Raw genomic sequence first — 24,324 nt, forward strand, 5'->3', positions numbered from 1 at the left:
ATGCCGCGCAGCTTTGTTGACCTGTCCATCTATCTGGAAAACGACGTCCTGAGCGACCCTCCCGCGTTCGCGCCGCACATCGACTACGTGACGCACGAGGACTCTCCGGAGCAGATTGCCGCCTTCTTCCCCGGGCTTCGCAAAGGCGATCTGCCGGATGGCGAAGGCTGGGCGGCGGAAACCGTGCGGCTGTCGACGCACAACGGCACGCATCTCGATGCGCCGTATCACTTCCACAGCACGATGAACAAGGCGCTGGGCAACGCACAGCGCTCGACCACCATCGACGAAGTTCCGCTCGCGTGGTGCTTCCAGCCCGGCGTCAAGCTGGACTTTCGGCACCTGCCCGATGGCCACGTCGTCACCGCGAGGGAAGTCGAAGAAGAACTCGGGCGCATCGATCACACGCTCCAGCCACTGGAGATCGTGGTGGTCAACACGCGCGCCGGCAGCAGGTATGGCCAGCCGGACTACGTCTCGTCCGGCTGTGGCATGGGCTATGAAGCAACGATGTACTTGCTGGAGCGCGGCGTGCGGCTGACCGGCACGGACGCCTGGAGCTGGGACGCACCCTTCGTGCACACGGCAAAGAGATACGAGGCCACGCGCGATGCATCGCTGATCTGGGAAGGTCACAAAGCGGGACGAGACATCGGCTATTGCCATCTCGAAAAACTGCACAACCTCGAGGTGCTGCCCGCGAACGGATTCTTCATCAGCTGCTTTCCACACAAGATACGCGGCGCTTCTGCCGGATGGACGCGAGCCGTCGCCATCTTCGACGATGCCTTGCAGCCCGACAACCGATCGCTTCCACATGCTTAACTTCACCCATGACCCGGCCGCTCGAAGCTGGGTCGACTCGGCACAGGCGCCCGGCTGTGACTTCACGCTGCAGAATCTGCCGTTCGGCATCTTCGTGCGCGAAGGGAGCGACAAAGCCCCCCGCGGCGGGATTGCCATCGGTGACCAGGTTCTGGACCTTGCTCACTTGGCCGTCAGCGGTCTGCTGATGGAGCCGGCAAGGGCAGCCTGCTGCGTCGCCGCAGACTCGACACTCAACGCCTTCATGGCAATGGGTCGCGAGCGTTGGCAACCGTTGAGACATGCTCTGTTCAAGCTGCTGTCGTCGGAAATGGATGCAACGACGCAGCAAAAGGTGCGCGCATGCATGCTGCCGATGAGCGACGCCACCATGAAGATGCCGGTAGAGGTGCGCAACTACACGGACTTCTACACTTCCCTGCACCACGCGATCAATGTGGGTCGCGTGATGCGCCCCGGGAATCCGCTGACTCCCAATTTTCAGTGGCTGCCGATTGCCTATCACGGCCGAGCATCGAGCGTGGTGCTCAGCGGCACGGGATTCCGCCGGCCCAACGGCCAATCGAGACCGACCGACAACCGCGCTCCTGCGTTCGGTCCCTGTCGACGACTCGATTTCGAGCTTGAAATGGGTTTCTTCGTCGGACAGGAAACCACGCTCGGCGAGCCCCTGTCGCTCTCGCAAGCGCGCGATCGCATCTTCGGCATGTGCTTGCTGAACGACTGGTCGGCGCGCGACCACCAGTTCTGGGAAATGGATCCGCTCGGACCATTCCTGGGCAAGAACTTCTGCACCAGCATTTCGCCCTGGATCGTTTCCATGGAGGCGCTGGAGCCGTATCGCGTCGCCTTTGATCGCCCTGCAACCGAGCCGCAGCCTTTGCCCTATCTCGACGATGCCACAGAGCGCGCCAGCGGAAGCTTCGACGTGCATCTCGAGGTGTCGGTGCAGTCGCGGCTGCATCGCGCACAGCATCTTGCTGGCGACCGCATCACGGCCACGAGCTTTCGCCACCAGTATTGGACCATCGCGCAAATGCTCGTTCAGCACACCATTGGCGGCTGCAACCTGCGCAGCGGCGACCTCATGGGCACCGGCACGATCTCCGGTCCCGCGCCAGACGAAGCTGGCGCGCTGGTCGAACTGAGCAGGGGTGGCACGCGGCCGGTGTTGCTTCCCGGGACCGGAGAAACGCGGCATTTCCTCGAAGATGGCGACAGCGTCACGATCAAGGGCTGGTGCGAAAAACCAGGCGCCGCACGCATCGGCTTCGGCGAATGTCGTGGCGAAGTGTTGCCGGCACTCGAACTTGCAAGCGCGTGAGAGCAGCCCATGAAATCCATCTTCGACACCGACCTCCCGCGAACCCCCGCCAATCACACGCCACTGACCCCGATCGCATTTCTCGAACGTTCGGCGCAGGTATATCCGCACCATCCAGCCGTCGTCCACGGCGCGATGCGGCAAACATGGGCCCAGACCTACGAACGATGCAGGCGCCTTGCCAGCGCACTGCGAGCACGGGGGATCGGGCGCAACGACACGGTGGCGGTCATGCTGCCGAACACGCCCGCGATGGTCGAGGCGCACTTCTTCGTGCCGATGGCCGGTGCCGTGCTCAACACGCTGAACACACGACTCGACGCGGCGACCATTGCCTTCATGCTCGATCACGGCGAAGCGAAGGTCGTCATCGTCGATCCGGAATTCGCCGCGGTGATCGACGACGCTGTCCGACTTCGCAAGAGCCGGGAACCGCTGCTCGTGATCGACGCGGAGGATTCGCTTTTCGCTGGCGCCGGACAACGCATCGGCGATCTGAGCTACGAAGACTTGTTGTCCGAAGGCGACCCCTCTTACGCCTGGCAGCCGCCGGAAGACGAATGGGACGCCATCGCGCTCAACTACACGAGCGGAACCACGGGCAATCCCAAAGGCGTGGTGTATCACCACCGTGGCGCCGCCGTGAACGCGATCTCCAACATTCTCGAATGGGACATGCCCAAGCACCCGGTCTATCTGTGGACGCTGCCCATGTTCCATTGCAACGGATGGTGCTTTCCCTGGACGCTGGCAGCGCGCGCGGGCGTGAACGTTTGCATGCGCCGAGTCGATGCCCGAGCCATCGTCGAGTCCATCGCGCGCCACGGCGTCACTCACTACTGCGGCGCTCCGGTGGTTCACAACCTGTTGATGAACGCCCCCCAGGAACTCAAGAACGATCTGCCGCGCGGCGTCAAGGCCATGGTGGCTGGTGCGTCGCCCCCGGCTTCGATGATCGAGGGCATGGAGCGCCTCGGTTTCGATCTGACTCATGTCTACGGGTTGACCGAGGTGTACGGTCCCGCGACCGTATGCGCGAAGCACGAAAGCTGGGACGAGACGGACATTGCCGAACGCGCTCGGCTGAACGGTAGACAAGGCGTCCGCTATCACTTGCAGCAGGCTGCAACGGTCATCGACCCTCTCACCATGAGCCCCGTTCCGACGGATGGCCACACCATCGGTGAAGTCATGTTTCGCGGCAACATCGCAATGAAAGGCTACCTCAAGAACGCAGCGGCCACGCAGGAAGCATTTGCCGGCGGTTGGTTCCACACCGGAGACCTCGCCGTTCAGTATCCCGATGGATACATCCGGATCAAGGACAGGAGCAAGGACGTCATCATTTCCGGGGGAGAAAACATCTCGTCCATCGAGGTGGAAGACGTTCTCTATCAGCATGCCGACGTGTTGGCGGCAGCAGTCGTTGCGATGCCCGACAGGAAGTGGGGGGAGACGCCATGCGCCTTCGTCGAGCTCAAGGCCGGTGCTCGGACGACGCCCTCCGACATCGTGGAGCACTGCCGCAGGCATCTGGCAGCTTTCAAGGTGCCGCGCACCGTGATCTTCGGCGAACTGCCCAAGACGTCCACGGGCAAGATTCAAAAATTCGATCTCCGCACCCGGGCGGGATCGGTCAGCGCGATCACGGCTTCGGAGACGGAAGATTGAACCTCAGTGACTCGGGCGCCCCGGAATCCGCTTGCGCCTCGGAAAGTCTCCCGAGAAATTCAGCATGACGACACCTCTTCCATTGCACGCGCTAGAACCGTCGCTGTTCGGGCGCGCCCGATCCCTGCTCGACGAGGACTGGCTCGCGAAGGACGCCGATCTGGCGCCCGTGCTTCCCGTGGTGCTGGCGCGTGGTGTCGGGCATGACTGGCACAAGGCCGGCACCTTCCGCCATCACCTGGTGGGCGTTGCACGTTCGCTCGCGCAATGGCAGCAGCCGCGCGACGTGCGCCTGCTGGGGCTCCTGCACAGCGTATACGGCAATGCGTTCGTGGACCTGGTCAAGTTCGACGCCGGCCACGAGCGCGGTCGGCTGCGCGATCTGGTCGGTGACACGGCCGAGCAGCTGGTCTACCTGTTCTGCACCGTCAACCGCGCGCAGTTCACCCAGCGCTTGCTGGCCGGCGAGGTCGAGGCGGACGGCAGCGTCTCGGTCGAGCGCATCGGCCAGGCGCAAGGCACCGTGCGCCTCGGCGCGTACGAAGTGGCGGCCTTCCTCGTCGTCAGCATGGCCGACTTCATGGAGCAATGGTTCAGCTGGCAGGACGACATCTTCTCGGGCTTTCCGCAGGTGGCGCACCGGCCGCAGTCCGTGCACTGGATGGCATCGCTGTGGCCCGGCCCCATGCGGCCGAGCGCGCGCATGGTTCATCGGATCTCCCGGCTGGGCGAGGCACTGCGACATCCCGCGCTGAGCGCCCTGTTGCCGCTGCCGCCAATGTTCGCCGGTTGCACGCGAGCGTTGACCGCCGCCGACGAAGCCGCGGCCACATCGCTGTACTGGTCAGTGATCCAGCAGGACCAGCCGCTGGTGCAAGCCGACGCCGCCATCGCCGTGCTGGAGCAGGCGGTGCGCCACAACCCATGGGTGGGCGAACCGCAGATGGTGCTGGCCCAGCTGTATCTGTCGGCCGGCAGGCGCGATGAGGCGCGCGCGGCCGCCGAAAGCGCGCTGCAACTCTTCAGCCAGTGGGGCAATGCCTGGGACAAGCGCGTGCAATGGGAAGCCTGGGTGGCGTGGACGCGCATCCTGCTGCAGTCGGCGAACGAGGGCACCTTGCCGGAGCGCCTGGACAAACTGAACAATCTGGCGCTGCGGGGTTAGTGGGCATGGCGAGGCCGGTGCGCGGGATCCGTCCACCCGCGCAGCTGCATCGCTGGGTCGATGCCTCGGCCACTACGGCGCTCGTGTTGCAACACAAGCCCACCGATCTGTCGCGCGGTCCGTCGACCGAGCTCGCCGCAGCACGCCCGCCAAGCCCGCGCTACATTCCGCAGTCATGCACAGAAAAATCAACGTGCTCTTCGTCTCCCGACGAAACACGCTGCGCAGCATCATGGCGCAGGCCTGTCTCACCCACATCGCCGAGAAACGCTTCCACGCACGCTCCTGCGGCCAGCCCCTGCGCATCGGCGCGGCGGTGGATCCGGCGGCCGTGTCAGCGCTGCGCACCGCGGGTATTCCCTTACCCGAGATCAAGCCGCGCGGCTGGAACGAGTTCGTGCCCGCGCGCGGCTTCGAGGCCGAGTTCGTGATCGCGCTCGACGCCGACATCGAACGCCTGCAGCCGGCCTGGCCCGGTCAGCCCCACACCGCGCTGTGGGCCTATCCCGACACGGCCGTCATCGACGATCCCGAAGAAGCGGCGCACAAGGCGCTGCAGATCCTCTATTCGCTGCGGCGGCGCCTCGAGCTGCTGGCCAGCCTGCCGCTGTACGGCTCCGACCGCGAGTCGGTGCGCGCCGACATCCGCGACCTCGGCTACATGGCTTGAGCCGGGCCGGCTACAGCCTGAACGACTTCGCCATCTCCACCACCGCCTGCCTGTCGAAGGCGTTGACCTCGTCGATCAGCTCGTTGGTGAACAGCCGATTCGGGTCGCCGAGTTCGTCGGCCAGCTTCGGGTTCCTGCCGCCGTCCACGGCCATCTCGATGTTGGACTTCCACTCGGCCAGCGACGAGGCGCCGATGCGCTGATCGGGATCGTCGGGGCGGCGCATCCAGCTGTTGCGGCGGTCCTTGAGGATGAAGGCCAGCTCCTTGCGCGCCTCGTCCTCGCTGCGGCCCTTGGGCCGGCTCTCTGGGTACACGGCCCAGTGCAGGTCGATGCCGGCCTCGAGGTTGTGGTGCGCGAACAGGGTGGACTTGGCCATGCCGCGGAACAGGCCCACGAGGGCCTTGCGCTCCTTCTTCAGCAGTTCGCGCGGCACGCACAGCCAGCCCGAGCCGAATTGCGCGAACTTCGGCGTGAGCGGCACGTGGCGCAGCTTGGTGCCGACCAACTCGACGCGCGCGGCCGCGGTGTCGAAGGCCACCATCGCGTCGACGCGGTCGTTGTCGATCGCCGCGCCGGCCGGCGCGCCGTCGCCGATGGCGATGTACTCGCACCGGTCGTCCTTCAGGCCCAGCTCGGCCAGCATGGTGCGGGTGACGACGATGCCGGTGTCGCCCTGGCTGCGCACGCCGATGCGCTTGCCCGCGAGGTCGGCCACCGAGCGGATCGGGGCTGCCGGGCTTGACGACGACGACGTTGGCATTGCGCGGCAGCCATTTGTAGACGCTCACGAGGTCGAGCCCCGGGTCCTTGGCCATCGCGGGCAGCAGGATGCCGGGCACGGCGGGCCCGTAGTCGACGTGGTCGGCGCGCAGGCTCTGCAGCGCCTGCGTCATGCTCGACATGTTGACGTACTCGACGTCCACGCCCTCGGGCTTGTAGAAGTTCAGCCGCGGATGCTGGCCCGCGGTCACGAAGCACTGCTGCGGATCGTTGACACCGGCGGTGTTCGCCACCTTCATCACGCGCAGCTTCTGCGCCAGCGCCGGCAGGCTGCCCGTCAATCCCAGGGCGCCGAGGCCCAGGCCGAAATCGCGTCGTGTCCACATGGTTCGCTCCTCACCGGCGTCGCGCCGGACGTTTCGAGATGGAAATAGAAAAGGGGAAGGAAGGGATCAGACGTTGACCGTGCGCTGTGAGGCGTCGGCCGGCATCCAGTGCAGCACGCGCTGCTGCACGCGGCGCAAGGCACCGGTCAGCGCGATGCCGATCACCGAGAGCACCACGCAGACGGCGAAGCTGCCGCCGCTGTCGGCCTGGGCTTCCATCTGCAGGATCAGCACGCCGAGCCCGGCCTGGGCGCCGACGAACTCGCCCACCACGGCGCCGACCACGCTGAAGGCCGCGGCCATGTTGAGGCCCGCGAAGATGTAGGGCAGCGCGCTGGGGAACTTGGCCTTGCGGAAGATCTGCCACGGCGTGGCCGACAGCGAACGCAGCAGGTCGATGCGGTCCGGGTCCACGGCCTTGAAGCCCGCGATGCTGGTCACCAGCACCGGAAAGAAGGTCAAGAGGCAGATGATCATCACCTTCGAACTGATGCCGAAGCCCAGCCAGACCACGATGATCGGCGCCACCGCCACCTTGGGCACGCTCTGCAGCGCGGCCACGTAGGGCTCGAGCAGGCGCTCGAGCCGCGGCATCTGCGAGACCACGATGCCGATCGCGAGCCCGATGCCGCCGCCGACGAAGAAACCCAGCAGGATCTCGGCCAGCGTGATGCCGCCGTGGTACCAGAAGCCGTCCTTCGCGAACGGCCCGGTGGCGAGGCCGCGCCACAGCGCGATCGCGATGTCGCTGACCGGCGGCACCAGGTGCCTGGGCACCTTGAACAGGCGCACGGCCCCTTCCCACGAACCGAGCAGCGTGATCGACTGCACGCGCGGCGAGGCCAGCGGGTTGATGCGGCGCACTCGCGGCGGCTTCGCCGGTAGCGGTGCGGCCTCGGAACTCAACAGGGCGGTGGTCATGGCGTCGGCCTTTCTCTCAATCGAAGGAAGCGGCATGCGAGAAGCGCTCGCGGATCGAGGCGGCCGCGGCCGCGAAGGCCGGATGCGACATCGCCTCCATGCCGCGCGGGCGCGGCAGGTCGATGGGCAGCACGCGCTCGAGCATGCCGGGGCGCGGCGACATCACGAACACACGGTCGCCGAGAAACACGGCCTCGGGAATGGAGTGCGTGATCAGCACCACGGTCTTGCCGCTCTCCATCCAGATGCGCTGCAGCTCGAGGTTCATGCGCTCGCGCGTCATCGCGTCGAGCGCGCCGAAGGGCTCGTCCATCAGCAGGATCTTGGGGTCGTGCAGCAGCGCCCGTGCGATGGAGGCGCGCTGCTGCATGCCGCCGCTGAGCTGGCGCGGCAGCTTGCTGCTCGAAGCCCTCGAGCCGCACCATGGCGAGCAGCTGCATCGCGCGCTCGCGCGCCTTCGCCTTGTCGAGGCCCAGCACCTCGGCCGGCAGCATCACGTTCTCGAGGATGCTGCGCCAGGGCAGCAGGATCGAACTCTGGAACACCACGCCCACGTCGCGCCGCGTGCCGCGGTTCGGCTGGCCGTCGAGCAGCACGGTGCCGACCTCGTAGTCGAGCAGGCCGGCCAGGATGCGCAGCAACGTGCTCTTGCCGCAGCCGCTCGGGCCGACGATGGTGACGAAGGAACCCTGGCGGATGCCGAAGTCGATCTGCTTCAAGGCGAGCACGCCCTCGCTGCCGCCGCCGAAGGTCTTCGACAGGCCCTCGACGCGGATGTAGTCCTCCTTGCCGGCGGGTGCTCCTGGTAAGACAGGCGCTGCGGGGACGGTCTCGGGCTCCAGGACGGCGTTCATGCGTGGACTCCTTCGGGGTTCAGGAAACGGACCATGTGGCGCGCTAGCACCTCGGGCGCCTGCATCGCGGTCACATGGCCGATGGCCGGCAGCAGCACGGCATCGGCGCCGCGGATGCGGCCGGCCATCGCGAGCGTCACGGTCGGCGGCACCACGCGGTCGAGTTCGCCGGCAAGCACCAGCGTCGGCGCGACGATGTCGGCCACGCCCTGCGGCAAGGTGGTGGCAACGGTTGCCATGCGCCGCGCCGAGCGTGCGGTCTCGGGCCGCGCGGCGGCGAACACGCGGCGCAGCTCGGGACGCTGCGCGAGAAAGGCCTCGGGAAAGAACCAGGTCGCGAGCTCCTCGGCCGTGCCCGGCAGGCCGCGCCGCAGCTCGGCCAGGCGGCGCGCATCGGGACACAGCTCTTCATAGGGGCGCGGCAGCGGCCAGGTGCTGCCGAGCACGAGCCGGTCGACCGCGCGCGGATGCAGCAGCGCCAGCGCCTGCGCCACGCGGCCGCCGAAGGAGGAGCCGAACACGTGCGCGCGCTTGAGGCCCAGCGCCTTCACGAGCTGCTGCGCGTCGTTCGCGAGGTCGGTCAGCGTGGCCGCGCGCTCGGGCGCTTCGGTCTCGCCGCAGTCGCGCTGGTCGTAGGCGATCACGGTGAACTGCTTCGCGAGATGCGGCACCAGCGCGCCGAACATCTGGCGCGAGGCTTCCGCGCCATGCATCAGCAGCAGCGCCGGACCCTGGCCCGCGCGGTCGAAGGCGATGCGGACCTCGCCGGCCTGCACGAACTCGGTCATGCCGCGTCCTCCCACGGTTCGTCCTCGCGGTCCAGCCAGAAGGTCATCTCGACCTTCAGTCCGCGCGGGTCGTGCAGAAAGAGCTGGTGGATATCCCAACCTGGAATCGGCGCCTCGGCGAAGGGCACGCCGAGCGCGCGCAGGTGGGCGCGCATCTCGCGCAGGCCATGGGCACGGAACGAGATGTGGTCGACGTGGCCCGTGGGCGGCTGCGGCGGCGCATCGGCCGTCGCGAGGTGGGCAAACAGGTGCACGATGGGCTGGCCCTCGGCATAGAGCCAGGCGCCGGGCGCGGGAATCTCGGGCCGCGCGCCGGCTTCCAGGCGCAGCACGCGCGTATAGAAGTCCAGCAGCGGCGGCAGCTCCGCGGGCGTGCAGCGGCTCGTGAAGTGGTGCAGCGCGGTGAGGGGCATGGCGTCAGTCCAGCAGCTTCGACAGCACGGCCGACAGCTCGGCGGCCGGGTCCGAGGGCGTCCACGGCATGCGGAAGGCGACGTGGCCGTCGGGCCGCACCAGCACCGCGCCGTGCTGACCGAGCAGCAGGCCGTCCTTCTCGTGCGCGTCCTCGAGCTGGCGCGCCTGCACCACGCGGCCGTTGCGGCCCGACACCTGGCGCGCCGCTTCCATCCAGGCATCGGCGCGCGGGCCGGCCACGAGCACGAACTCGCGGTCGAACCAGTCGAGCGTGGTGTGGCGTCGCGCGAGGTCCAGCCACAGGTGCGGAAAGCGCATGCCGGGCTTGTCGGCCGGCTCGTACCAGCGCGCGCGCATCACGTGGCGGCCGGTGCCGTCGGGGATCACGGCGCCGTCCTCGTAGCAGAAGCCCAGCGACTGGCCGATGCTGTGGATGTGGTTGTCGCTGTCGCGGATCCAGAACTCGATGCGCTCGCGGTTGCCCGAGCGCAGCGCCTCGTCGCAGTGGTTGAAGCGCATCGCGTTGTGCAGGCTGAAGTCGGCGTTCGATTCGGCGATCGGCCGGCGCTCGCTCTCATAGCTGTCGAGCAACCGTGCGCTGGCACGCCCGCTGAGCACGAAGGCCAGCTTCCAGGCCAGGTTGTGCGCGTCCTGGATGCCGGAGTTCATACCGTAGCCGCCATTGGGCGGAAAGCGGTGCGCCGAATCGCCGACCAGCAGCACGCGGCCACGCCGGAAGTTCGTGGCCACCTGGCGGCTCATGCGCCACACCGAGCGGTTGATGACCTTCACCTCGAGGTTGGGCACGCCCGAGACGGTGCGCGCGAGCTGCACCACCTCGGCGTCGCTGCGCGCGCCGGTGCGCTCGTCGGTCTCGCGGCCCACCGGCAGCAGGTTGAGCCAGCGGTCCTTTCCGTTGGTGTTGAGCACGGTGGTGATCGGGTAAGGCGACGCCTTGGCATAGACGCGCCAGCCGGCGCAGGTGGCCGAGTCGCGCACCTGCGAGAGATCGGCCTGCCAGAACTCGTTGGCCATCACGGCCAGCGTGGCCGGCCCGCGCATCTCGATGTCGGCCTGGCGCCGCACCGAACTCGCGGCGCCGTCGGCCGCGATCAGGTATTGCGCCTGCCAGGTCAGCGTCTCGCCGGTGTCGAGCCGGCGGCCGGTCACGGCGATGCCGTCGGCGCTCTCGGCGTAGTGCAGGAACTCGTGGCCGAACAGGAAGCGGCCGACCTCGCTCTTCCTGGCATGGGCCAGCAGCTCCTGCTCCACCGTGTCCTGCGACTGGATGATCTTCCAGCACGGCGAATGGCCCAGGTTCGGCTCGGGGGTGGTGCGACCCCATTCGTGGCCGGTCATCGATTCGCAGAAGGCGAAGAAGTCGGCGCCGTCGGGCAGCGCATGGCGCTTCATCAGGCCATCGATGCCCCACTGCCGAAAGATCTCCATCGTGCGCGTGTAGGTGCCGCGCGCCTTGGGATGGTCGGTGGTGGTCGGGCTGCGCTCGAGCAGCACGAAGTCGACGCCGAAGCGCTGCAGCAGGATCGCCATCGACAGGCCCACGGGGCCGCCACCGACGATCACGACGAGGTTCTTGGATTGCATGGTCAAGCCTTCACTTCAGGAGAGAGAGCGGGGAAGTCGATCGGCACCGCGTCGGCGGCGAAGCGGTAGGCGAGGCCGGGCGCGACCGGCACCCAGCGCGCGGCGGCCAGCGCCAGCAGGCGGATGCCGAGCAGCTCATCGGGCTGCCAGCGCTCGCGGACGCCGAACACGTTGAAGGTGGCGAAGCACAGCGCGCCCCGCAGCAGCGGCACGTTGACCACGCTGCACAGGCCCGCGGGCCGCATCTGTTCGAAGTCGTCGAAGTGGCGCGCCAGCACCTGCGCGCCCTCGCCCACGAACACGCGGCCCTCGCGGAACAGCCGATCGGTCCAGCGCGTGTGCGTCTTGCGCTTGGCGCCATTGACCGGGTAGCGGTGCGCCTCCGACGAATAGAAACGGCGCAGCCGGATCTCGCCGGGCGGGTCGTCTTCGGTCGTCACGTTCTGCTGGATGCTGAAGATGCTGCCGGGCACGAGCTCGCGCCGGCAGCGATCGATCCGCCGCAGCGCCTCGTCGGCATCGCGCGCTTCGTCGAGCGCGTCGAGGAGATCGGCCAAGGTGGCCATGAGCGTCGTGGCGGTGGCTGCGGGCATGGAGAAAAGTCTAGGCCTCGCAATTCACCAAAGTGGACTAAATTCTGATCGGGCGATAACCTGACGGTTATGGCCTCACCAACCGCCCGCGACCCCGCCGCCGACCTGCAGCACGCGCTGCTCTCGCGCCTCAAGCTGCGCCAGCTCTCGCTGCTGCAGGCCATCGACCGGCATCGCACGCTGGGGCGCGTGGCGGCCGAGATGCGGCTGAGCCAGCCCGCGATCACCAAGGCGCTGCGCGAGACCGAGGACATCTTCGGCAACCGGCTGTTCGAACGCAGCAGCCGCGGCCTGGTGCCCACCGCGGCCGGCGAGGCGGTGCTGCATTACGAGCGGCGCTGGCTCGCCGAGCTCGAGGCCACCACGCGCGTGCTGACCTCGCTCGAGGCGGGCCGCGGCGGCCGGCTGCGCCTTGGCCTCACGCAGCAGGTGCCGCAGCAGCTGCTGTCGGCCGCGCTCGCGCACCTGCTCGACCGCACACCGCGCATGGCGGTGATGACGCGCGAGGGCACCACCGACGAACTGGTGGCCGGCCTGCTCGCGCGCGAGCTCGACTGCGCGATCGGCCGTTCGTACGACGGCGACGCCACCGGCCTGGTGCAGGAGGCGATCCACCAGCAGGAGCCCTGCCTGGTGGTGTCGGCCAAGAGCGCGAAGCGGCTCTCGCGCGGGCCGCTCGACTGGGCCCGGCTCGCGCAGCTCGACTGGATCCTGCCGCCGCCGAACACGCCGATGCGCCGCACCTACAACGCGATCTTCGTCGGCGCCGGCGTGCAGCCGCCGGTGCCGATGCTCGAGACCACCGCCATCCGCAGCATGGAGACGGTGCTGCGCACCGAGCCCAACGCCATCGCCATCCTCGCGCGCGACGTGGTGGCCGAGATGGAACAGGCCGGCCACTGGGCCGCGCTGCCCTATCGCCTGAGCTGGAACCTGCCGCCGGTGAGCTTCTTCACGCTGAAGGAACTGGAGGGGCAGCCGATGGTGCAGTCGCTGCGCGCGGTGGTGGTGGAGACGGCGCGCAGGATGCAGCGCAAGGCGGGCTGACACGGCCGCTCCCTATAATTTCCGCTCCCTCTCCCGCGCCACGGATCAGCCGCCGCCACATCTCAGCCAAGACGGGAGTTCCCTGTTTCCACACCGGCTGAGGTGTACCGTGCTCGAGCGCTACCACAGAGAATTGCTGCGCTATTTCACCCGCAAGGCCGGTGATGGCGACACCGCCGCCGACCTCGTGCAGGAAGCCTACGCGCGCGTGCTCGGCCACCAGGACGCGGGCGGCCTGGTGCTCGAACCGCGCGCGCTGCTCTACCAGACCGGCCGCAACCTGCTCGCCACCCAGGCCGCGCGCCGCGCCGCCGAGCTGCGCATGCTCGACACGCTGGCGCTGGTCGCGCCCGACAGCGCGCCCTCGGTGGAACGCCACGTGGCAGCCCGGCAGCAACTGCAGCGGCTGGTCGCGCTGCTCGAGGCCATGCCGCGCAAGCGCCGCCATGCCTTCCTGCTCGTGCGCATCCACGGCCTCAGCTATGCGCAGACCGCGGCGCACATGGAGATCAGCGAGAAGGCGGTCGAGCACCACATGACGCGCGCCCTGCTCGACTGCGCGGGCTACGGCGGTGGAGCCGACTGACCATGGCCGCGCGCGCACAACCCCTGCTCGGCGCCGACGAACGGCGTGCGCCGCGCGCGCTGGTCGAGCATGCGCTGACGCTGATCGGCCGCATCCACCGCGGCAGCCCCGAGGCCGCCGACGCCGCGCAGGCCGAGCTGAGCCGCTGGCGCGCGCTGTCGCCCGCCAACGCCGATGCCGCGGCGACCGCGCACCGGATCTGGAACGCAGTCGACGACGGCGCGCTGCGCGGCCAGTTGCCGATGCCGCCGAGCGCCGCGCAGGAACGGCGCGCGCGGCGCCGCACCATCGGCCTGCTGGGCGTGGCCGGCCTGGCGGCGCTGGCCGGTGCCGGCGGGCGCTGGTACTGGCAGCGGCCGGTCTACGAGGCGATGCCGAGCACCGGCCAGGCGCAGACCCTGGCCCATGCGCTGCCGGACGGCAGCACGCTCGACCTCGCAGCCAGCACGGCGCTGCATGTCCTGCTCTACCGCGACCGCCGCACGGTGCACCTGGCGCGCGGCGAGGCGCGCTTCGCGGTCGCGCGCGATGCCGAGCGCCCCTTCACCGTGAGCACCGACTGGGGCCGCGTGCGCGTGCTCGGCACGGTGTTCACGGTGTCGGTGCGCGAGGGCCGCATGCGCCTCGCTGTGGCCGAGGGCCGGGTCGCGGTCTGGGCCGCAGGGCAGGACGAGGCGGCCGCCCCCAGCACCGTGCTGCAGGCCGGCGAGGCCATCGAGGCCGATGCGCGCGGGCTGGGCCCGCGCAGCAGCGTCGACGTCGGCGAGGTGGCCGACTGGCGGCAGGGCTGGCTGGTGTTCCGCAACACGCGCCTGCCCGAGGCCGTGGCGCGCTGGAACGACTACCTGCGCCAGCCGCTGCAGCTGGCCGACGACCCCGCGCTGCGCGAGCTGCGCGTGACCGGCAGCTACCGGCTGCGCGATCCGCAGGCCTTCGTGGGCGCGCTGCCGGTGATGCTGCCGGTGCGCACGCAGCGCCTGGCCGACGGCACCACGCGGATCGTGGGCCACGCCGCCGGCACGGCGCGACGGCCCTGATAAAAGTTTTGATTATTTTTGGGGGGTTCGCGGCGTCTCGCTGGTCTTCTGTAGCAAACCAGCTCCAGGACCTTCGGACATGAACCAGCAGCCCCCGCGGCGCCCCCGCATCGATTCCCTCCAGGCCGCCGCCCTCGCCTGCGCCATCGCCTCCGCCCTGCTCGCGATGAGCGGCTCCGCGCACGCACAGGGCGTGCCGGCAGCGGCGTCCGCCACCTTGCAGCTCGCGCTGCCGGCCCAGCCGCTGGCCCAGAGCCTGGGCGTGCTGTCGCGCCAGTACGGCATCGCCATCGGCGGCGAGAGCTCGCTGCTCGAGGGCCGCACCGCGCCCGCGGTGCGCGGCGCCGTCACGCTGCAGCAGGCGCTCGAGCGCGTGCTAGCGGGCAGCGGCCTGGGCTACGTGCGCAACGGCGACGCGGCCTTCACCGTGGTGCGCGTCTCGGCCGGCGACACCGGCGCGCTGCCGCCGATCGTGGTCACGGCCGGCACCGAGGAGACCGCCACCGGCCATGTTCCCGGCTACATCGCGCGGCGCGCCACCGCCGGCAGCAAGACCGACACGCCGATCATCGAGACGCCGCAGTCGATCTCGGTCGTCACCGCCGACTTCATCGAGGCCACGGGCGCCACCCGGCTCAAGGAATCGCTGGCCTACACGCCGGGCATCAACGTTTCGCCCTGGGGCGCCGACTCGCGCTTCGACTGGACCATCCTGCGCGGCTTCGACGCGCAGGCGCCCGGCTACTACCTCGACGGCCTGCAGCTGCGCAACAACAACGGCTGGGCGATCTGGCAGACCGAGAGCTACGGCACCGAGCGCGTGGAAGTGCTGCGCGGCCCGAGCTCGGTGCTCTACGGGCAGAACGGCCCGGGCGGCATGATCAACGTCGTCAGCAAGCGCCCCACCGCGCAGCCGCTGCGCGAGCTGCAACTGCAGTTCGGCGACAACGCGCGACGCCAGATCGCGGGCGATTTCTCGGGGCCGCTCGATGCCGAGGGCAAGCTGCTCTACCGCCTCACGGGCCTGCTGCGCGATGCCAGCCTGCCGGCCAGCGGCCTGCCGAACGACCGCAGCTTCATCGCGCCCTCGCTGACCTGGAAGCCCTCGGGCGACACCTCGCTGACCCTGCTGTCGCACTACCTGCGCATCCGCGACGGCAGTTCCTACGGCAGCTTCCCCGAGGTCGGCACCTTGCTGCCCAACCCCAACGGCCAGTTCTCGCGCAAGACCTACGTCGGCGACCCGAACTTCGACCGCTTCAATCAGGACCAGTGGATGGTCGGCTACCTGTTCGAGCATCGCCTGAACGACACGCTGAGCTTTCGCCAGAACGCGCGCTACGGCTCGATCAAGGTCGACTACGGGCAGGTCTACAACCAGCCCAGCTTCGTCACCGTCGATGCCGACAACCCGGCCAGCCCCGCCAACTACCGCGTGCTGAGCCGCTTCCCGTTCGCGAGCAAGGAGGCCGCGCGCATCGCCTCGATCGACAACCAGCTGCAGGCGAAGCTGCGCTGGGGCGACTGGCAGCACACGCTGCTGGTCGGCCTCGACTACCAGCGCTCGCGCAACGACCAGCGCACCTCCAACAGCGGCACGGTGAGCGACATCGACGGCTACCTGCCGGTGAGCACCGGCCTCACCACCACCGCCGACCCGTGGTTCGATGCGCGCACCACGCTGTCGCAGACCGGCTTCTACCTGCAGGACCAGATCAAGTGGGGCGACTGGGTGGCCACGCTGGGCGGCCGCTACGACAGCGCGCGCGCCGTGTCCTTCAGCCACATCGACGGCTCGACCACGCGCATCGACGACCACAAGTTCACCAGCCGCGCCGGCCTGGTCTACCTGCATCCGAGCGGCTGGGCGCCGTACTTCGGCTATTCGGAGTCGTTCTCGCCCACGGTCACGGTCGACCCGCAGACCAACCAGCCGCTGAAGCCCGAGACCGGCCGCCAGTACGAGGTGGGCGTGCGCTACCAGCCCGCGGGCCGCAAGGACAAGTACAGCGCCGCCGTGTTCGACCTGCGGCGCCAGAACTACATCACCTACGACGCCGACTACACGCCGCGCCAGACCGGCGAGATCCTGGTGCGCGGCCTCGAGCTCGAGGCCTCGTTCGAGCCGCTGCCGCGCATGAACGTGACGGCCGCCTACACCTACACGCCCAAGGCCGAGGTCACGGCCAGCAGCACGCCCAGCGAGATCGGCAAGCAGATGCAGGCGGTGTCGCGCAACCAGCTCTCGGTGTGGGCCGACTACCGCTTCGCCAACGGCGTGAAGCTCGGCCTGGGCGCGCGCTTCATGGGCTCGAACCGCGGCTACCAGCAGAGCACGCCGGTGCCCGTGCCCTCGTACACCGTGTTCGACGCGTTGCTGGGCTACGACTTCGAGCGCTGGAGCCTCGCGCTGAACCTTCGCAACCTCGGCAACCGCAACTACGTGGCGAACTGCAGCTCGGGCAGCTGCTACTACGGGGAGCCGCGCAAGGTGCTGGCGACGGCGACCTACCGCTGGTAGGCCCTGGGGAGGCCGTCCCTTGGGGCCATCACGTCGACGTGCCGTCCAAGCTCGACGACGTGGATCGAAGATTTTTCTACCTTGAAGCGCGCCGCGATCAGTTGGAGTTGCAGAACCTGGCCGATACCCAGCCGGTGTGCCTGCGGCGCTGGGGCCGCTTCCCGCGCGTGTGAAGCTCGAGTCGGGAAGAGGCTAGAGCATTCTTCGGTCTCAGGATGAAGCCCCATCCACCTTGCGTTGTTCGATCTGCAACTGCGCCCGCTGGGCCGCCTGGTGCAGCCGCTCCATCAGCACCGCGCGCGGAGGCAGGGTGGTCAGGTACTCGGCAACATGGATACCGGATTTGTTCAGCTCCAGCAGTTCGATCTGTTCGGACTTCTTGCCGGTACGAGAATGATCCCCAGTGGCGAAGCCTCCTCGGGCTCCCTCTCGTACCTGTCGAGCCAGCGCAGATACAACTCCATCTGCCCCTTGTATGCCGCCTTGAACTCGCCGACTTTCAGCTCCACCGCCACCAGGCGCCGCAGCTTGCGGTTGTAGAACAGCAGATCGAGATGGAAATCGTCGCCGTCGATCTGGATGCGCTTTTGCCGGGCGACGAAGGTGAAGCCCGCACCCAGTTCCAGCAGGAAGGACTCCATTTCCCGAATGATGGCCGCCTCGAGATCGCTCTCCTGCCAGGTGTCACGCAACCCCAGGAAGTCGAGGATGTAGGGATCGCGCATGACCAGCGCCGGCGACATGCGCTCCGCGCCCTGCAGCGCCGCCAACTCCTGCGCGATCAACGCTTCCGGCTGCTTGGATAGCGCCGTGCGCTCGTACAGCATCGAGTCGATGCGCTCGCGCAGCGTCCGCACGCTCCAGCACTCGGCGCTGGCCATCTGCGCGTAGTAGTCGCGCTGGAACGGGTCTTTCAGCGGGATCAGGGCGATGAAGTGCGTCCAGCTCAATTGTCGTATCAGCGATACGACAATCTGCTCGTCCGGGAACGTGACGGCAAACTGCACCATGCGGCGCAGGTTCTTGACCGAGAAACTGCCGCCCCCGACAACCGACGCACACGCAGTCCGCTCAGCCAAGCACCCAGACCACGAACACCGCATCCGCCACCGCGAACGCCAGGTCGACGAAGAAGATGAGCCGCATCGGCCCGCGCAGCACTACCCAGCTGCCGGGCTGGCCGCGGCGATGCCGGCCCACCATGTGGGCATTGACCGCGAACTGCCCCGCATGCACCAGCGCGAGCACGGCGGCCATCGATGCGCGTTGCGCCGGCGTCTCGAACAGGCCGCTCCCCGCCAGCAGCACGAGGCAGAAACGCCAGCCAGGCCAGGTTCATCGCGCCGAGAAAGCGCACGGCGCCGGCGATCGCGGGCAGCAGCGGCGATGCACGCTCCGTCTTCGCCACGAGCAGCCGCGCGGCACGCAGCGAGTCGAGGCAGAAGAAGCGCGCGCCCAGCGCGAACCAGGCGGCATTGAGCAGCAGAAGAACTGTCCAGACCGTGGATTGCAATGCAACGTCTCCGGGCTTGTTCGTGAAGCCTCGACTTTAGGTCAATAATGTTGACATGACAAATCCCCAGCCATCGCCCTCCTCCTCGCCCGCCACGGGCCTCGACGTGCTGCAAGCCATGATGGACGGGCGCATCGAGCGCTCGGGCATCGCCCACACCATGCCGATGCAGCTCTCGGCGATCGAGGCCGGCAAGGTCAGCATGCGCGTCACGCCCGACGAGCGGCATCTCAATCCCGCGGGCATGGTGCATGGCGGCTTCGCGGCCACCTGCCTCGACGGCGCCGCGGCGCTCGCGCTGTATTCGGCGCTCGACGCGGGCACGGCCTACTCCACCGTCGACCTCAGCGTGAAGTACCTGCGACCGCTGGCGCCGCACACCGAATACCTGGCCAGCGCCACGCTGATCGAGCGCACGCGCTCGCTGGGCATCTGCAATGCCGAGTTGCGCGGTGCGGACGGCAAGCTGCATGCGATGGCTTCCGCCACGCTGATGGTGAAGGGCTGAACGCGACGGCCAGGCGGCACGACGCGCCCCGCGATCCATCGGAATTCACGATGCAATCGCATCGAAGACTCGCGCGTTCGCCGCGCGAGGTCCGCTGTAAGCTGGACCTGGCCGATGGGAAAGATCCCATCGCTTCGAACCGCCATCGCGTGTCAAGGAACCCAGTGCCATGCCGTCCGTCTCCCACCGCCGCCGCTTCCTGGTCGGTCTGACTTCACTGCTCGCCGGCGCTGCCGGCAACGGCTTCGCCGCCGACGCCTCCGCGCCCCTCAAGCTGATCGTGCCCACGCCGCCCGGCTCCGCGGCCGATGCGCTGGCACGCGCGCTGTCGGTGTCATTGGGGCGCCAGAGCGGCCGTGGCGTCGTCGTCGAGAACATCGCCGGCGCGGGCTCGCTGGTCGGCACGCAGCAGCTTGCGCGCGCGCCGAAGGACGGGCTGGTGCTCGGGGTGGTCAGCTCCAACCACACGATCATTCCCGGCATCTTCAAGAACGCTCCTTTCGATGCGATCGCCGACTTCGAGCCGATCGCGATGATCGGCAGCCTGCCGATGATGCTGGTCGCCTCGAACAACGTCGGGGCATCGACGGCGGCGGAGCTGGTGAAGCTCGCGAAATCCCGCTCCACGACCCTGGCGGAGGGGCTGGTGACCGGCAGCGTGTACCAGATCGCCAGCGAGGTCTTCAAGGAACAAGCGGGCATCGCGACCAACCGCATCTTCTACAAGGGCTCGGCACAGATCACGAACGACCTGCTCGCCGGCATCCTGGACATCGCGTTCGTCTCCGCGCAGGGCGCGGCGCCGCACATCGCCGCGGGCAAGCTCAAGGCCATCGCGGTGAACACGCCCACGCGCACGGAGATCGCGCCGCAGGTGCCGACGCTCGCGGAAAGCGGGTTCCCCAAGTTCGATGTCGATGCCTGGCTCGCGATCGTCAGCCCCGCAGGCATTCCGGCGGACAGCGCGGCGGCGCGGCGCCGGGAGATCGAAGCCGCGATGGCACAGCCCGAGATGAAGAAGGCGCTGCAGATGCAGGGGATTCAGCTGCGGCGCATGACGCCTGCGCAGATGGTCGAATTCATGAAGGCCGAGGTGGTCCGCAACGAGCAGGTGATCCAGCGCGTGGGCGTCAAGGTCGACTGAGGACGTGCACGCGCGGACTCGCGTTCGCCGCCACCGCGACAGCCTCCGGCGAGGCGGAGCGCAGCCTTCGAGACGCGCGTTCGAACACCCGCAGCACGATGGGATCGGCCTCGTCGCGGCGGCGCACGGCGTGGAGCTCCAGCGCGTGAGGCGCGGCCTCGATGTCCAGGCGCCGCAGCACGCCACGTGCCAGGTCCTCGCCCACCAGATGCTCGGGCAGCATGCCGATGCCGGCGCCCGCCCGCACGATGTCGATCATCGCCTGCATGTGGTTGCAGGCATTGATGCCCGAGGGGGGCAGGCCGGCCTCGCGCAGCATGCCCGTCGTCAACAGATGGTGGTGCGAGGGACGCGGCAAGGCCCAGATCGGGCCATCGTGCAGCGACACCCGGTCCTGCCTTGCGGCGAAGTAGGTGGCGCTCGCCATCCAGGCCAGCCCGGTCCGGCCGATCGGCTGGGCGACCAGTTCCTGCGCATCGAGGGGGCCGCTGACGATGCCCATGTCGAGCACGCCATCGGCGATCTTCTGTCGCAGCGCCGCGCCGGCATCGACGATCAGGTCCCAGTTCAGATGCGGCATGTCCGTGGCGACGTCGTGCACGAAGCCGAACATGCGCGGCGCCGCGGCGATCTCGTCGAGGCCGAGCCGCACGGTGCCGGTCGCGTAGGCCTCGTCGGTCACCGACAGCAGCACGCCATTCACCTGTTGCAGCAAGGGCTCGCAGCGCCGCACCAGGTCCCGGCCTCGCAGCGTCAGCAGCATGCGACGGCCTTCCTTCTGGAAGACGCGTGTCTTCAGCCGCGCTTCCAGCTCGCGCACACGGCTCGAGATGCCCGACTGGGTGGTGTTCAGGCGTTCCGCCGCGGCCGCGAACGAGCCGAGCCGATCGATCCAGAACAGCGTCTCGAGGTGGTGCAGGCCGAGGCGAAACATGGCCGCGCTCCCTCAGGGCCGCGTGCGCGTGGCCGGGGACAGCTTCTTCCACGTCAACGCCCCGGGGTCGGAGGGAAACATTCCCTTCGCGTGCGCGATCACGACATCGGTTTCGGGATGTTCGGTCAGCGGCTCGAAGTCAGCGCGGAAGTGGTGAGAACTCTTGACGACGACGATCTTCATCGCCTCCGGCGCGATGTCGACCATGCGAAAGAGCTCGCGGTCCTGTGTGCCGATGCGTCCGCTGGAGACCACGATGAGCACGCCCTCGATCTCCAGGCAGGCGGTGGGACCGAGCACGGCCTGGAACCCGGTCATCTTCGGCCCCTTGAAGGTGACCATGCCATCGGAGAGCGAACGGACCCTGAACCTGCCCTGCAACGGCGGCTCGCTCTGGCCTATGGGCGTGGCCAGCGACTCTCCGACAGCGCAGTCGATCGTCTGGCCGATGCCGGCACGGTGCGCCAAGGCTGCCGCCGCGGGGTCGTAGAGCACGCCCAGCGCCACCCGGCCCGGAAAGCGGCGACCCGCGCCGGCATCGAGCAGCGCATGCAGCATGCCGGTGGTGGACGCGGTGCCGCCGACGCCGGGGTTGTCCTGCAGGTCCGCGACCACCACGGTGCGCGGGCTCTGGTCGGCGCGCTGCAAGGCGGCGTTCACCGCCTCGTTGGCGTCCAGCGCCTTCAACCGCCACTGGCCGGGCTCGCCGACATGCGCATGGAGCAGGGCCACGGCCTCGCGCGCACGCTCGCCATGGGACCAGACGGTCGGCCCGCATTCATCGAAGTCCGAGGCCGGGAAAGCCATGCAGAAGCTGGAGACCGTGCCCAGCCGCCGGTCGATGTCCTCGAGCAGTTCATAGCAGCCTCGGGCAGGTTCGGCCGATGTGCTCTGCATGCTCACCGAGATGAGGAAGGGAAGACGTTCGCAATGCCAAGGCTCGCGCCCGCCATGGCGCGTCAATCGATCGAGCAGATCCGCCGCGCGCTCGCCCGTCTTCACATAGTCGATGTGCGGATAGGTGCGGAACGCCACCAGCGCATCGGCATGCGCGAGCATCGCGCGGGTGACGTTGGCATGCAGGTCCAGGCTCGCCACGAGCGGCACATTCGTGCCGACGGCCTTTCGGATGCGCGCGAGCAGCTCGCCCTCGGCATCGTCGAACGACTCGCTCATGGCGGCGCCATGCAGCTCGAGGTAGATGGCGTCGTATGCGAGCGTCTTCACGTCGCGCAGGATGGTGTCGCAGATGCGCTCGAAGGCATCGTCGGTGATGTATGAGGAGGGAACGGCGCCAGCCCACAGGCTCGGAACCAGCGTCCAGCCATGTCGCTTCGCGACGCTGGCGAAACCGCTGGCGGAAACGTCCACCTTCGAGATCATCTCCAGCATCGCGTCGCCGTGCGTGGGTTTCGGAAAGCTCTCGCCACGCTCGAAGGCGGCCCAATCGGCGCGGTTCGAGGCAAAGGTGTTCGTCTCGTGCTTGAACCCGGCCACCAGTACGCGCATATCGACTCCACATCAGTTTTGTTGAGGCGATTCTTTGCGTCGAGCCAGCAACCAGCAATGGATTTATAGTGCTTCTGCCTCAATGAAACTAATGAGCTCGAGCACCACGCCCTCGCTGTCCCCCTCGCTGCTGGCGTGGCTGCGCTGCTTCGACGCAGCCGCGCGCTGTTGCAGCTTCACCAAGGCGGCCGCGGAACTGCACGTCTCGCAGGGCGCAGTGAGCCAGCAGGTCAAGCGACTGGAGGACCGGCTCGGACACGTGCTGCTGCTGCGCACGCCCGCGGGACTGGCGCTGACGTCGCAGGGGGAGCATCTCTACGCGGCAACGCGCGAGTCGTTCCGCAACCTGGCGAGCACCGTGCACCGGTTGCAGCTCGCGCATGTGGGGCGAGCCGGTCAACATCAGCTGCTCGCCGTCGCTCGCCATGTTGTGGCTCACGCTGCGGCTGGGCAGCCTCTACCGCGCCAATCCGGACATGGCGTTCCGGGTGGTCGGAGAGTCCGACCGCGTCGATCCCTCGCGCATGTCGCGCGAAGGCATCGCCGCGGCGGTACGGCTGGGCGCCGCGGGCAGCGAGGATGCGAAAGCGGTCGACCTGCTCGACGAATGGCTGGTGCCGGTCGCCGCGCCGAGCTTCATGCAGGCCCATCCCGAGTTGCGCAAGGCGAGCAAGCTCAAGGGCTCGCAGCTGCTGCATGCCGCGGACCCGGGGGAAGGCGGCGAGCCGACGGAGGAGTGGGCGCAGTGGCTCGGCGCCGTGGGCATGGACCTGGCGCCCTCGGCGCTGCGGCAGGGGACGCAGTTCAACCTGTCGCTGTTGGCGGTGCAGGCGGCGCTGGGAGGCCAAGGCATCGCGATGGGGCGGCTGGCGCTCGTGCTGCACTACCTCACGTCGGGACGGCTGGTGCTCGCATTCCCCAGCGGGTGCTTTCCAACGCGACGTACCGCTTCATCGGCAGCCCTTCCCATCCCGCCACGCCGACCGTGCTGGCCTGGCTGCTCGACGAGGCGGCGCGTTTCCGCCAGCAGCGCGATGCCTACTTCGAGAGCGCGGGCATCTCGGCGGCCTAGATCTGCCGCGCCAGCTCGAGCATGACCTTGCGCCAGGCCTGGCGCTCGCTTTCGCCCACCGACTTCAGCGCGCGCTCCATCGCCGCGGCCTCGTGCGCGGACGCCTGTCGCTCGATGCGCGCGCCCTCGCGCGTGAGCCGCAGCAGCTTGCTGCGATGCTCGTGCGGGCTGCGCTCGGCCAGCACCAGCCCCTGTTCCTGCAGATGCTTGAGCGGCCGGTGCATCGCCTGCTTCGACACGCCCAGCAGCGCGATCAGCTGGCCGACCGCGATGCCGTCGGTGCGCGCGATCGCATAGAGCATGCGGTGATGGACGCGCGACAGGCCATGGCCGGCGAGGAACACATCGGCCTTCGCGACCAGGCCGCGGAACGCGAAATGCATCAGCAGCAGCGCGCCGTCGTCGGCGCGCGCTTCCTTCAGGCCGGCTTGCGCCACCTGCAGCAGATCGAAGATGTTCTCGGGGCGGGGGGCTGCCATGGGCTGGGCGATCGGAACGAAGAGACGACGGCCCG

23 protein-coding genes and 4 pseudogenes are annotated in these 24,324 nt (G+C 68.4%); 14 read left to right on the forward strand and 13 right to left on the reverse strand.

Annotated elements, in window-relative coordinates; all coding sequences use genetic code 11:
• The 5 genes from ACHMXE_RS04160 (at position 1) to ACHMXE_RS04180 (ending at position 5,655) form a co-directional block, all read left to right on the forward strand.
• Positions 1-825 (forward strand): cyclase family protein, encoded by an 825-nt coding sequence (locus ACHMXE_RS04160; protein ID WP_203206631.1) that lies wholly within the window; start codon positions 1-3, stop codon positions 823-825.
• Positions 818-2,149, forward strand: a complete 1,332-nt coding sequence (gene fahA / locus ACHMXE_RS04165) for a fumarylacetoacetase (RefSeq protein ID WP_395346981.1) — start codon at positions 818-820, stop codon at positions 2,147-2,149. The genes ACHMXE_RS04160 and fahA overlap by 8 nt, the downstream gene beginning before the upstream one ends.
• A gap of 9 nt (positions 2,150-2,158) precedes the next feature.
• Entirely contained in the window at positions 2,159-3,820 is a 1,662-nt protein-coding gene (locus ACHMXE_RS04170; protein ID WP_203206629.1) for an acyl-CoA synthetase, read from the forward strand.
• A 64-nt stretch (positions 3,821-3,884) separates the two neighbouring features.
• On the forward strand, positions 3,885-4,985 hold the full coding sequence (locus ACHMXE_RS04175) for a tetratricopeptide repeat protein (RefSeq protein WP_203206628.1): 1,101 nt from the start codon (positions 3,885-3,887) through the stop codon (positions 4,983-4,985).
• A 193-nt stretch (positions 4,986-5,178) separates the two neighbouring features.
• Positions 5,179-5,655, forward strand: coding sequence for a low molecular weight phosphatase family protein (locus tag ACHMXE_RS04180; RefSeq protein ID WP_395346982.1), 477 nt, complete (start codon positions 5,179-5,181; stop codon positions 5,653-5,655).
• Between the two features lie 10 nt (positions 5,656-5,665).
• On the opposite strand, the gene ACHMXE_RS04185 is transcribed toward ACHMXE_RS04180, so the two are convergent.
• From ACHMXE_RS04185 to ACHMXE_RS04220, 8 genes and pseudogenes are all read right to left on the reverse strand, one after another.
• Entirely contained in the window at positions 5,666-6,373 is a 708-nt protein-coding gene (locus tag ACHMXE_RS04185) for an ABC transporter substrate-binding protein (protein ID WP_395346984.1), read from the reverse strand.
• Positions 6,374-6,446: 73 nt separating this feature from the next.
• Positions 6,447-6,764: pseudogene (locus ACHMXE_RS04190) on the reverse strand (hypothetical protein); the annotation flags it as partial.
• A gap of 66 nt (positions 6,765-6,830) precedes the next feature.
• Entirely contained in the window at positions 6,831-7,685 is an 855-nt protein-coding gene (locus ACHMXE_RS04195) for an ABC transporter permease (protein WP_395346987.1), read from the reverse strand.
• A gap of 16 nt (positions 7,686-7,701) precedes the next feature.
• Positions 7,702-8,539, reverse strand: a pseudogene (locus ACHMXE_RS04200) (ABC transporter ATP-binding protein).
• Entirely contained in the window at positions 8,536-9,327 is a 792-nt protein-coding gene (locus ACHMXE_RS04205) for an alpha/beta fold hydrolase (protein WP_395346988.1), read from the reverse strand. Before ACHMXE_RS04205 ends, ACHMXE_RS04200 begins: the two are co-directional and overlap by 4 nt.
• Positions 9,324-9,740 carry a VOC family protein gene (locus tag ACHMXE_RS04210; protein ID WP_395346990.1) on the reverse strand — a complete coding sequence of 139 codons (417 nt, stop codon included), beginning with the start codon at positions 9,738-9,740 and terminating at the stop codon, positions 9,324-9,326. The genes ACHMXE_RS04205 and ACHMXE_RS04210 overlap by 4 nt, the downstream gene beginning before the upstream one ends.
• Positions 9,741-9,744: 4 nt before the next feature.
• Positions 9,745-11,346, reverse strand: coding sequence for an FAD-dependent monooxygenase (locus tag ACHMXE_RS04215; protein ID WP_395346992.1), 1,602 nt, complete (start codon positions 11,344-11,346; stop codon positions 9,745-9,747).
• Positions 11,347-11,348: 2 nt separating this feature from the next.
• Positions 11,349-11,939 (reverse strand): GAF domain-containing protein, encoded by a 591-nt coding sequence (locus tag ACHMXE_RS04220; RefSeq protein ID WP_395346994.1) that lies wholly within the window; start codon positions 11,937-11,939, stop codon positions 11,349-11,351.
• Positions 11,940-12,008: 69 nt separating this feature from the next.
• Between ACHMXE_RS04220 and ACHMXE_RS04225 the strand changes: the two genes are divergently transcribed.
• The 5 genes from ACHMXE_RS04225 (at position 12,009) to ACHMXE_RS04245 (ending at position 17,303) form a co-directional block, all read left to right on the forward strand.
• Positions 12,009-12,986 (forward strand): LysR family transcriptional regulator, encoded by a 978-nt coding sequence (locus ACHMXE_RS04225; protein WP_395346996.1) that lies wholly within the window; start codon positions 12,009-12,011, stop codon positions 12,984-12,986.
• Positions 12,987-13,119: 133 nt separating this feature from the next.
• Positions 13,120-13,572, forward strand: coding sequence for an RNA polymerase sigma factor (locus ACHMXE_RS04230; protein WP_395346997.1), 453 nt, complete (start codon positions 13,120-13,122; stop codon positions 13,570-13,572).
• Between the two features lie 2 nt (positions 13,573-13,574).
• Positions 13,575-14,609, forward strand: a complete 1,035-nt coding sequence (locus ACHMXE_RS04235) for a FecR family protein (RefSeq protein ID WP_395346999.1) — start codon at positions 13,575-13,577, stop codon at positions 14,607-14,609.
• A 79-nt stretch (positions 14,610-14,688) separates the two neighbouring features.
• On the forward strand, positions 14,689-17,130 hold the full coding sequence (locus ACHMXE_RS04240) for a TonB-dependent siderophore receptor (RefSeq protein WP_395347000.1): 2,442 nt from the start codon (positions 14,689-14,691) through the stop codon (positions 17,128-17,130).
• 38 nt (positions 17,131-17,168) lie between these two features.
• Positions 17,169-17,303 (forward strand): hypothetical protein, encoded by a 135-nt coding sequence (locus ACHMXE_RS04245; protein WP_395347001.1) that lies wholly within the window; start codon positions 17,169-17,171, stop codon positions 17,301-17,303.
• A 37-nt stretch (positions 17,304-17,340) separates the two neighbouring features.
• On the opposite strand, the pseudogene ACHMXE_RS04250 reads toward ACHMXE_RS04245, so the two are convergent.
• Together ACHMXE_RS04250 and ACHMXE_RS04255 are read right to left on the reverse strand one after the other, a co-directional pair.
• A pseudogene (locus ACHMXE_RS04250) lies at positions 17,341-18,173 on the reverse strand (YhcG family protein); the annotation flags it as partial.
• Positions 18,174-18,201: 28 nt separating this feature from the next.
• On the reverse strand, positions 18,202-18,438 hold the full coding sequence (locus ACHMXE_RS04255) for a hypothetical protein (protein ID WP_395347003.1): 237 nt from the start codon (positions 18,436-18,438) through the stop codon (positions 18,202-18,204).
• A 260-nt stretch (positions 18,439-18,698) separates the two neighbouring features.
• On the opposite strand from ACHMXE_RS04255, the gene ACHMXE_RS04260 reads away from it, so the two are divergent.
• Complete coding sequence (locus ACHMXE_RS04260) at positions 18,699-19,151, forward strand: PaaI family thioesterase (protein ID WP_395347004.1); 453 nt, start codon at positions 18,699-18,701, stop codon at positions 19,149-19,151.
• 169 nt (positions 19,152-19,320) lie between these two features.
• Positions 19,321-20,295 (forward strand): tripartite tricarboxylate transporter substrate-binding protein, encoded by a 975-nt coding sequence (locus ACHMXE_RS04265; RefSeq protein WP_395347005.1) that lies wholly within the window; start codon positions 19,321-19,323, stop codon positions 20,293-20,295.
• Here ACHMXE_RS04265 and ACHMXE_RS04270 read toward each other — a convergent pair.
• Complete coding sequence (locus ACHMXE_RS04270) at positions 20,282-21,229, reverse strand: LysR family transcriptional regulator (protein ID WP_395347007.1); 948 nt, start codon at positions 21,227-21,229, stop codon at positions 20,282-20,284. The genes ACHMXE_RS04265 and ACHMXE_RS04270 overlap by 14 nt on opposite strands.
• A gap of 12 nt (positions 21,230-21,241) precedes the next feature.
• Positions 21,242-22,738 (reverse strand): M81 family metallopeptidase, encoded by a 1,497-nt coding sequence (locus ACHMXE_RS04275; RefSeq protein ID WP_395347009.1) that lies wholly within the window; start codon positions 22,736-22,738, stop codon positions 21,242-21,244.
• Positions 22,739-22,829: 91 nt separating this feature from the next.
• Between ACHMXE_RS04275 and ACHMXE_RS04280 the strand changes: the two are divergent.
• Positions 22,830-22,988: pseudogene (locus ACHMXE_RS04280) on the forward strand (LysR family transcriptional regulator); the annotation flags it as partial.
• Positions 22,989-23,118: 130 nt separating this feature from the next.
• Positions 23,119-23,835: a LysR substrate-binding domain-containing protein gene (locus ACHMXE_RS04285; RefSeq protein WP_395347010.1), complete on the forward strand. Its 717-nt coding sequence runs from the start codon at positions 23,119-23,121 to the stop codon at positions 23,833-23,835.
• On the opposite strand, the gene ACHMXE_RS04290 is transcribed toward ACHMXE_RS04285, so the two are convergent.
• On the reverse strand, positions 23,807-24,289 hold the full coding sequence (locus tag ACHMXE_RS04290; protein ID WP_395347011.1) for a MarR family winged helix-turn-helix transcriptional regulator: 483 nt from the start codon (positions 24,287-24,289) through the stop codon (positions 23,807-23,809). The two genes, ACHMXE_RS04285 and ACHMXE_RS04290, sit on opposite strands and share 29 nt — an antisense overlap.
• Positions 24,290-24,324 lie beyond the last annotated feature (35 nt).

This window comes from Variovorax sp. UC122_21 (genome assembly GCF_044056785.1).
Lineage (GTDB): Bacteria > Pseudomonadota > Gammaproteobacteria > Burkholderiales > Burkholderiaceae_C > Variovorax.